Origin of the sequence: Empedobacter brevis (genome assembly GCF_965118635.1) — a bacterium.
In the GTDB taxonomy this organism is placed as follows: domain Bacteria; phylum Bacteroidota; class Bacteroidia; order Flavobacteriales; family Weeksellaceae; genus Empedobacter; species Empedobacter brevis_A.
The window spans coordinates 1-9,651 of the sequence record NZ_CBCPHV010000023.1; the positions used below are offsets into that span (position 1 = coordinate 1).

The 9,651-nt window shown below is 26.2% G+C and carries 6 protein-coding genes; all 6 read left to right on the forward strand.

All coding sequences use genetic code 11. The features are described 5' to 3' along the window. Positions 1-1,194 (forward strand): hypothetical protein (locus ACMHJW_RS14460; RefSeq protein WP_413534111.1); only part of this gene is annotated, 1,194 nt, incomplete at its 5' end. Between the two features lie 62 nt (positions 1,195-1,256). Further along, positions 1,257-2,681 (forward strand): hypothetical protein, encoded by a 1,425-nt coding sequence (locus tag ACMHJW_RS14465; RefSeq protein WP_413534112.1) that lies wholly within the window; start codon positions 1,257-1,259, stop codon positions 2,679-2,681. Between the two features lie 162 nt (positions 2,682-2,843). Next, complete coding sequence (locus ACMHJW_RS14470) at positions 2,844-3,515, forward strand: hypothetical protein (RefSeq protein WP_413534113.1); 672 nt, start codon at positions 2,844-2,846, stop codon at positions 3,513-3,515. 385 nt (positions 3,516-3,900) lie between these two features. After that, positions 3,901-6,501, forward strand: coding sequence for an AAA family ATPase (locus tag ACMHJW_RS14475; RefSeq protein WP_413534114.1), 2,601 nt, complete (start codon positions 3,901-3,903; stop codon positions 6,499-6,501). An 80-nt stretch (positions 6,502-6,581) separates the two neighbouring features. Beyond that, positions 6,582-7,583, forward strand: coding sequence for a DUF4062 domain-containing protein (locus ACMHJW_RS14480; RefSeq protein WP_413534115.1), 1,002 nt, complete (start codon positions 6,582-6,584; stop codon positions 7,581-7,583). Between the two features lie 248 nt (positions 7,584-7,831). After that, positions 7,832-8,914 carry an SMEK domain-containing protein gene (locus tag ACMHJW_RS14485; RefSeq protein WP_413534116.1) on the forward strand — a complete coding sequence of 361 codons (1,083 nt, stop codon included), beginning with the start codon at positions 7,832-7,834 and terminating at the stop codon, positions 8,912-8,914. Positions 8,915-9,651: the final 737 nt, after the last annotated feature.

Consider the following 9,651-nt stretch of genomic DNA (forward strand, 5'->3'; position numbering starts at 1 on the left):
GAATATCTTTACGAATATGAAAATATAAACTATAGCAATGTTAGTAAAAGAACTAAAGAAAAGAGATTTTATTTTTTAAAAGATGCTATTCTTTTCATACAGCATGGAATAGAAATTCTTTTTAAAAATATCATAATTCAACACAGCGAGTATTTAATATTTTCGCATATAGATTCAAATGTCAAAAAAGCATTTCTTCAAAAAAAACATAGAAATTTAAATAGTGTTTTCGAATCTGATTTGAAAAATAAAATTCATACTGTGTCATTTTTGGAATCAATCGAAAGACTAAAAATAATTCCTAATGTTGATGTTTCTAAGTCTTTAGAAAATAGGCTTATAGATTTAGAAAGTTATAGAAATATTATTATGCATTCTGAACCGCATTTAAATGAATCTCAAATCAATAATACATTAGATGGCCTTTCAGATGATTTAGATACTTTTTTTATTAAGAATATTGGAGCTAAATATAAAACTATCAGCGGATACGGAGCTCTAATGAAAAATATAAATAAATACAAGACTTTATTAGAAAAGAAAGAATTTGTTCTTAAGAAGCATTCAATTGAGGCTATACTAAAAGCTCTAAACCACTCAAATATTAGTATAGGTAGTAACGAAGTTAAACGTATAACAAATATTAATTCCTGTATCAAATTTTTAAATGAGATTTTTGAATCTGATTTAGTTTTTGGAACAGATTTATACAATGGCTATTGCTCTGGTAGAGTTATAAAAATTAAGAGAAAATCTAATAATATTATTGAGATATACACTGACGATAATAATGTATATTTTGAATTTAAAATCAAAAGTATAATCATTCATATACCTAATATTGTTACTAATCAATCTCCAATAATTTTTATTGAATCTGATAATATTGAACTTTCTGATTCTGAATGGGAAAAAGAATTTTTATTTGAATATAATGATATAAAATCAATTACTTATTATCAGAATATCGAAAATGGTACTATTGTTTATCAAGATGAAATCAACGAAGATGATGATGTATTTGAATATGAAGAGTATGATAGTTATGTACGTTTTTTTACAAAAGGAATATTTTGTTTTTTAAATATACAAGGATTAGAATATAATAGGAATTATGCTGAGTTAGTTCAAAAATTATACACAATGAGTGGAAAAAATCTAGAAATTGAACTTAAAAAAATTGTGATTGAATAAACTGTTTTTAACTTATGTAATTGATAATCAGCTTCATAATATTAAAAATAATATAACAAAATATGAGAATTTATTTCGATAAACAAATTTTTAGTCATTTATTCAAAGGTGAAAAAGAATCATATGTAAAACTTTTAGACAAAATATTTTTTTCCAAACAAAATCATATCTATTGTTACTCTCATGCTCATTTAGAAGACTTAAAGAATGACAAAACAGAAATTAAATATGAAGAATTAAAATTTATCGAAAAAATAGTTGATGATAATTATTTACAATATGATTCAATAAAAAAAGAGACTTTATATTATTTAGCTAAGCCAATCGACGCTTTTAAAGATTTAGAAAATTTAGAAGAAAATTTGGAAATCAATTTTTCTAATATTTTTGACGAAATTGATTATAGTATTTTAGATTCGGGACAAGTCCAACAAATAGAGTTTGCTAAAAAAATAATACAAGAACTTAAATTTGATTTCAATTTTATACAATTACAAAATGTACCTGAAGAAGTTTCTTCTACTTTAAAAAAAATATTACCCATAGACTCTGGACCAATGAATTTCTTTGAATTAGCTCAAAAATTTATGGATACTAATAAATTAATGGAAGAAGATAAAAATGTTTACAAAGGATTAAGAAATATATCTGATAAATATCTTAACAATGGGAAATTTACTGTCGAATATGATAACATTGATTTTAACAATGAAATGAAAAATTCTATTTTACAAAAAACTTTTATTGATTTTGTAAATAGCAATTTAAATCCAAATGGTGATAAAGAAGTAACAAGGTATGATTTTTTTAATAGCGCATATTTTTCTCTTGATTTATTAGGTATAAGCAAAGAGCCTACAAAATCAGTAAAGTTCAGAAATGTTTTAAATGATGGTTTACATAGCTTTTATGGAGCATATTGTGATATAGTTGTTTCTGATGATAATGGCTTTTTAAAAAAGACTAAAGCTTTATACAGATTACTTAATATTGAAACAAAAGTTTTACATATTGATGAGTTTATTAATACTTTCTCATTTACTATAGATGGAGTGGAGAAAGATTTTAATAATTTCCTTAGTTTATTATTACATGATTTAGAAAATGCAATTATTATTAACACAAAAAAATCGATAAAATATAACAGAATTACAATTGAATTAAAGCCAACTCATAATTATTTAGGTCATTTTAATAGAATTGATCAAATGTTAGAAGATAATATTAGCTATATATACTTATATAAGAAAATAATAAACTATTCCTCTTACGATTTTTATCGTGAAACTGAAATTATTGTAAATAATTGCTATAGATTATTTGGATTAGATTTCAATGGAAAAGAGAAGTTCACTTGGGAAATTGATAAAAAGGAATTAGAGATTAATGAATGGTCAGGGAGATTTTGGGATATAGGAGAATTCACATTGCTTTTAGATATAAACGTCGGAACAAATAAAATAGGGTTATTGCTTATGAAAAAATAAAAATGTAATCTCGTTAAACCTTTTTAAAATGAGTTTTTTTTAAACGTAAAACCTAGATTATTATTAAATGATTGTTGTATGTTTGGAATAATATTACGAAATAAAGATAGCTATAGTAGTTTCGTGCAAAAACAATGTTACCTGCAAGCTTAGATAACGATAATGGACATCAAAATAACAACATATTTGACACTTTGTAATTTGGTTGACATCGACCAAAAAGACCATAAGTTGAAAGACCTTGCGACTTTATTTTTAAAAGTAATGAACGATTGGTCAACTTATAATCAAACCAACATTCAAGATTTTATAAAAGAACTTAAATCATACTTTGGTTTTCCGTTAACAATTGAGAAAATTGACAAAAAAAAGTTTGACAGACAAAATGCTTGGCAAGTTGAAGCAGGTAGTTCAATTACTGAACTTATTGACCTATCAACGAGATTTTGTAATCAACCTGATTTCGACAAAATAATTGATAGTGTTCTTGGTTTTTACAATGAAGAATTTAAAAAAGTGGACTTTATTGCCGAACTTCAATATTTGACAACTGAACAAGGAGGACGAAAAACACCAGTAAAATCTGGATACAGACCACAAGTGAAATTTGACTTTACCGAAATGCAAACATCGGGACAACAAATATTTATTGACAAAGAAATAGTTTATCCAGGCGAAAAAGTCGATGCCAAAATCAAAATATTGTCACCAGACTATTTTGCCGACAGTTTGATAGAAGGAATGAATTTTGAATTTAGAGAAGGCGCGAAACTCATTGGAACTGGAGAAATTAAATATCTTGTAAATGACAAACTTGAAAAAGCAAGCAAGTAACATCGCATTGGTAAAATGAAGGGTTTTGTGCTAAATAGAATATTTGGAGTTTTTAATCCGCCAATACTTTTTTCTTTAACCGTAATTTTACAAAACAACGTGAAAAATTGATTTAGTTATTACCAAAAATTAGCATCACAGCGTACAACAGCGGTAACCGTTGCACAACTCTAATTTTAGGTACACAAAATAGTATAAATAACAACCTCTTTGAAAGCAATTTTAGAGAGATTTTTTTATGCTTACTTGAAACCGTAATTTGTTGTTAAATAGTTGTTGTATGTTTGGAATAATATTAAGAAATAAAGATAGATATGGTAGTTTCTTAAAAAACAATGTTATTAGCAAGGTTTTACCAATCTATCGTCAAAAAACTGACTGAATTATGGAAGAAAATTCTACACTAAAAGAACAGATGTTAACACTTGAAACAGATGTTAATAAATTCGCAGATGGGCTTTCTTATTGGGCTAAATTTCTTGCAGAAAAAATCTTATCGGGCAATAATATTTCTGACAACGATATTGAAACCTCATATTCTTATTTGCTTGAACATCTAAAGCTAATAGATGAAACTTCGAAACCTGAAATTTCTATTGACTACAATACAGGAAATTCAGGAGATTATAAATCAGATTTACTTCTAGCAAAACTTGAAAATGTTGAAGGTGTAAACGCTTTAATCGAAAACCAAACGATTGAATTTAGTCCGAATTTAACTATTGTTTATGGTGCAAATGGTTCAGGAAAATCAGGTTATGTAAGACTTTTGAAAGATGTTTTTTATTCAAAAGTACCAGAAAAAATTTTGCCAAATGTACATATTGACAATGGACATAAACCTGTTAATGCAAAGTTTACTTTTAAATCAAACAACGTCGAAAACTCGTTAGAATTTACGGATAAAGACAATGCAGAATTTGAACAATTTGCAGTTTTTGACGGAAATAGTGTTTTAAAACATCTTGAAAATAAAAACGAATTTGAATTTAGACCAGCAGGATTAAGTTTTTTTGCTGATTACACAAATTCAATTATTCGTGTAGAGCAAAAATTAAACACTGAAATTCAAGCCAAACAAACAGAATATACAGCAAACGACTTATCTACTTTATTTGATGGTAATTCTGAAATAAAAACTATCGTTCAAAATCTGCAAGCAGAAACAAAAATTGACGACTTAAAAAAATACACGCCTTTTTCTGATGAAGATAAAAGTCAAAAAGAAGATATACAAAAACAATATGATGAACTTCTTTTAGCTTCCAAAGGAAAAGAAAAAGAAATAAAAACGTTTGAAAGTATTAAAGGCTTATTAGTTCAAAACAAACAAGCAATTGAAAAACTTAATCAGTTTTTCACAACCGAATTAATTGAGAAAGTAAGAACAGCTATTACGGATTGTGTTTCAAAAGAAGCAAAAGCAAAAGCGGAAGGAATAGAAAATTTCAAAACTGACAAAATTGAAAATGTTGGCACAACAGAATGGAAAAATTTTATCATTTCTGCTGAAGAGTTTGCAAAAATTCAAAAATCAGAAAATATAGTTTATCCCGAAAATGATGACAATTGTTTGCTTTGCCAACAGCCACTTTCAAAGGAAGCCCAAAAGTTAATTTCAAATTATTGGACTTTTATAAAAAGTGTTGCAGAGCAAAACGCAAAACAAGCACAAGAAAAGTTGGATAAAGCAAAAGGAAACTACGAGAATTTAAACTTCGATTTATTTCCACAAGACAATACACTTACAGTTTGGCTTAAGGAAAAATATCCAAACGAACTAAAAGTATTAACGCAAAATCTTTCTAAACTAAAAATTCTTAGTCAAAGTATCATTGGTGATATTCAAAATAAGACTATAAACGATAGACTAGAAATACAAATTAGTGTTGAACAGCATACAACGATTGAAACAGCTATTGATAATTCAATTAAATTTCTAAAAGAAGATAAGCAAATTAAAGAATTAGAAAAATTATTAAACTCAAAAACGCTAATAGAACACAAAGAAAAGTTCAACATGCATTTTTCAAAATTTGAAACATTTGTCAATAATCAAGTTTTTATAAAAAAAGCCAACGAAGCAAATTTCAGAAAATTAAAAAAAGACATTACTGACACTGAAAAGATTTTATCAAACAAATATTTTAATCAAAAATATATTGATACTTTTAACGAAGAATGTCAAAAACTTAATGGCCATTTTGGAATTGAAATAAGCACCACTGGTTCAGCAGGAAAATCTTCCCGTCAACTAAAATTAAAAGGAAAAAGACCGAATGAGGTATTAAGTGAGGGAGAACAAAAAGTAATAGCCATTGCTGATTTTCTTGCAGAAATGAATTTATCAGAAGTAAATAAAGGAATTATTTTTGACGACCCAGTTACTTCATTAGATAATGACAGAAAGAAACAAATTGCTGAACGCTTAGCGTTTCAAGCTACTTTAAAACAAGTAATCATTTTTACACACGATTTAGTTTTCTTTTATCACATTAAAAATTTCAGTAAGAAATTTTTAAACGGTATTAATGACAGCTTTTTTCATCATTCTTTAGAAAAAGATAGTCCATTTTGCGGTAAAGTAGTTGCAAATACTAGTCCTGCAAATGAAGGACAATATAATAAACCAACGAAGGCCGAAGAATGGTTACAAAAAAGTAAAAATTCAAGTGGAAACGAAAAAATTGACAATGCGAAAGCTGGATTATCTGCATTGCGAAGTTCATATGAAGCGTTAGCTATATTTACAGTTTTAGGAGGTACTGTTCAACGATTTGATCCTCAAATTAGAATGGGGAGATTAAAAGATATTAAATATGAAAAGTCATTAATATTAGAAGTAATTGAAAATCATGGAGAAATTTCAGATTTAATTGAAGGACACTTGCCTTCTGACGAATTTGGTATAATACCTTCACCTAAAATTTTAGAAGAACATATTGAAAGATTTAAAGATTTGAAAATAAAATTAAATCAGCAATAAATAAATCAAAAATAATAAACCAAAACAAAACAGAAATAAACTAAGTCCAGGCGTTTGGCGTAATTAAACTGAAAAACTATATGAATAAAAGATACCAAGTGTTTGTTAGTTCAACTTTTGCTGATTTACAAGAAGAAAGATCAAAAGTTATTCAAACTATTATGGAATTAGATTGTATTCCAGCTGGAATGGAGATCTTTCCAGCAATAGATGAAGAACAGTTTGAATTTATTAAAAAAGTAATTGATGATTGTGACTATTACATTTTAATTGTCGGGGGAAGATATGGAAGTTTATCAGAAGATGGTGTAAGTTATACTGAAAAGGAATACAATTATGCATTAGAAAAAGATATAAAAGTTATCGCTCTTATTCATGCTAATCCAGATTCAATTCCTTTAGGCAAATCTGAAAAAGATGACAAATTAAGACAAAAATTAGAAGATTTTAAACAAAGAGTTACAACGGGAAGATTGGTCAAGTTTTGGAATAATGCTGAAGAGCTTGCAGGTCTAGTTGCCTTAAGTCTTTCCAAAACTATTAAAACTTATCCAGCAATTGGTTGGGTAAGAGGAAATACAACTTCTAATATTGAAGCCCTTGAAGAGTTAAATCAACAAAGAAAGCTCAATGATGAGTTGAAAAATGAATTAGATAAATTAAAGAAAAATTTAGACATAAAACCAGTTTTTGACGATTTAGCAGATTTAAGTCAAGAAATTATCGTAAAAGGAAAGAACACTGGTAAGTATAGCAATAGTTGGGAAATTAAAATTAGTTGGCAAACCCTTTTTTATATAATATCTCCTTATTTATTAGAGAATCCTGTTGATTCAATTGTCAAAGAAAAATTAGCAAGGGAATTATTTAATAAAACTGGTAATTCTAATTCGGGTTTTTATCCATCAATAAATTCTGAAATTTATGAGACCATTAAGATACAATTTAAACTACTAAAACTTGTAGATATTGTATATTCTAAATCTACTAATGGAAATATGGGGCTATTTTGGAAATTAACAAAAGCTGGTGAAGATCTTATGTACGATTTACGAGGTGTAAGAAAAGAAAATAAATTATAACTACTCATAATAACATCGGTAACTATTGCGCAACGATAATTTCAGGTACAAAAATACAAAATATATAAATAAGAACCTCTTTAATACTTCGGCAAGCTTAGCAACTGTTTTAAGGAGGTTTTTTGTATTTACGTAACAAAGCGTATAATGTAGTTTTGTTTGTATATTTGGTTTTTTACGAAACTTTTCTATCCTTTACTTCGTAAATTACGAAGTAACTTGCAGCATTACAAAAATAACCGACAAAATTGAAAAGAGAATTATATATTAAAGAAATAATTGAAGAATTAAGTATTTTAAAAACAAAGATTGAATTGCTCTCTGGTGTTAATCTTAACGATATAAATATTTTAAGTGAATATCATATTCAAGAAATATTAAATATTATTTATGATCTAAATTTAAGGAATGCCAATATTGCAAAAAGTAATGTTGTAGCAATTGATTTAGAAGATAAAGTAAATTCAATTGCGGTGCAAGTAACAGCAAACAATCGAAAAACCAAGATACAAGAAACAATTAACAAATTTTTAGATAATGGATTAAATGATAAATATTCAACACTAATAATATTTATCTTAGGGCAAAAATTAAAAAAATACGATAATTTAAATATTAGAGAATTACATTTTATTAAAGAAGAACATATTATTGATTTTAGTTCTATTGTATCAAAACTTACATTATTACCTCTTTCAAAAATTGAAAAAATCCATAAAATTTTTAAATCTGATAAATTATCAGTTAATAATTCGAATTCTGTAACGAAATTCAAAAAAAGACAACGAATTAAAGCCTTAATTGAGAAGAATCTTATCAGAAGTGACTTAGATAAATTTGATTGGGAAATTATTTATTATTGTCCATATAATAAATTCAAATATGATAGACTAATTATTAGGTCAATAGAAGATACTGCATATCCAAATATTGACGATGATGAATCTCATCCTATTTCGACTTGGTTTAAAACCGAAATCCATGATTTATATGAATATGGGATAGAGATTATGTTACCAATGACTTATGAAATAATCGTAGATAAAGAATGTAAATGGAATTTTTTTGAAGATGATCGAAACAGAGAAAGTATTTCAGCTGGATATAAAATTGAAAGAGCACATATTTTGCAAAGAATACCATATGAATGTATTATAAAACTTGATATGTCACCAGACGATATTTATGGTTATCCAACATTATTCGTTGAATATCATAATCAAAGACATTATTCTGAAGAAATACCTTTTTTACTCGGATATTATCACGATAAAGATAATTATAGGAAATGTTATTATTTTGAATTAAGTGATAGAAACACAGATTTATAATACTAATGCTTATAAAAATTTGTAACTGTCGCACAGCTTCTATTTTAGGTATAAAAACCAAAATAGTATAGATAACAACCTCTTTAATACTTCAGCAAGCTTAGCAACCGTTTTAAGGAGGTTTTTTGTTTTTACGGGAAACCGTAATTTGTTGAGAGATAGTTTTTAGGTGTTTTATAATACATTGATAATCATTTATATAATAAATTATTACTATCGCAGATTACATAAACATGAATTGTTCTCACTATAAACAATAAAATAACATATTCTTCTTGGAAATATTAAATTCTTAGAGAAAATATTAAATAATAACTTAAATAATAAAATCAACATTTTGAAACTATCATATTTTAACGATAAAATAAAAGAATTCATAGATCAGAACAAAATCTATATTTTTTGTGTAATCATATTGATCGCATTTTTTGATTTAATATCTGCAAAATTTCAACAATACATAGTAGAAGAAATTTTAATTCATATTAATTCAACATATTTATTAGATTTAGTTTTTACTATTTTCATCTTTTTCTCAATTCTATATTATTTTATCCCAAAGGCTAAAAACAATTATTATATAAAAGAAAGCCAAATAATAAAAACTAGTTTTATCCTTATCCTTTTTATTATTATAAGATTTAAATATTCTACCAATTTATTAAGCTTAAAATCATATTCAAATATCTACTATTTTGACATATTAATTTTTATTTGTCTAATTCCATTGCTGTTAT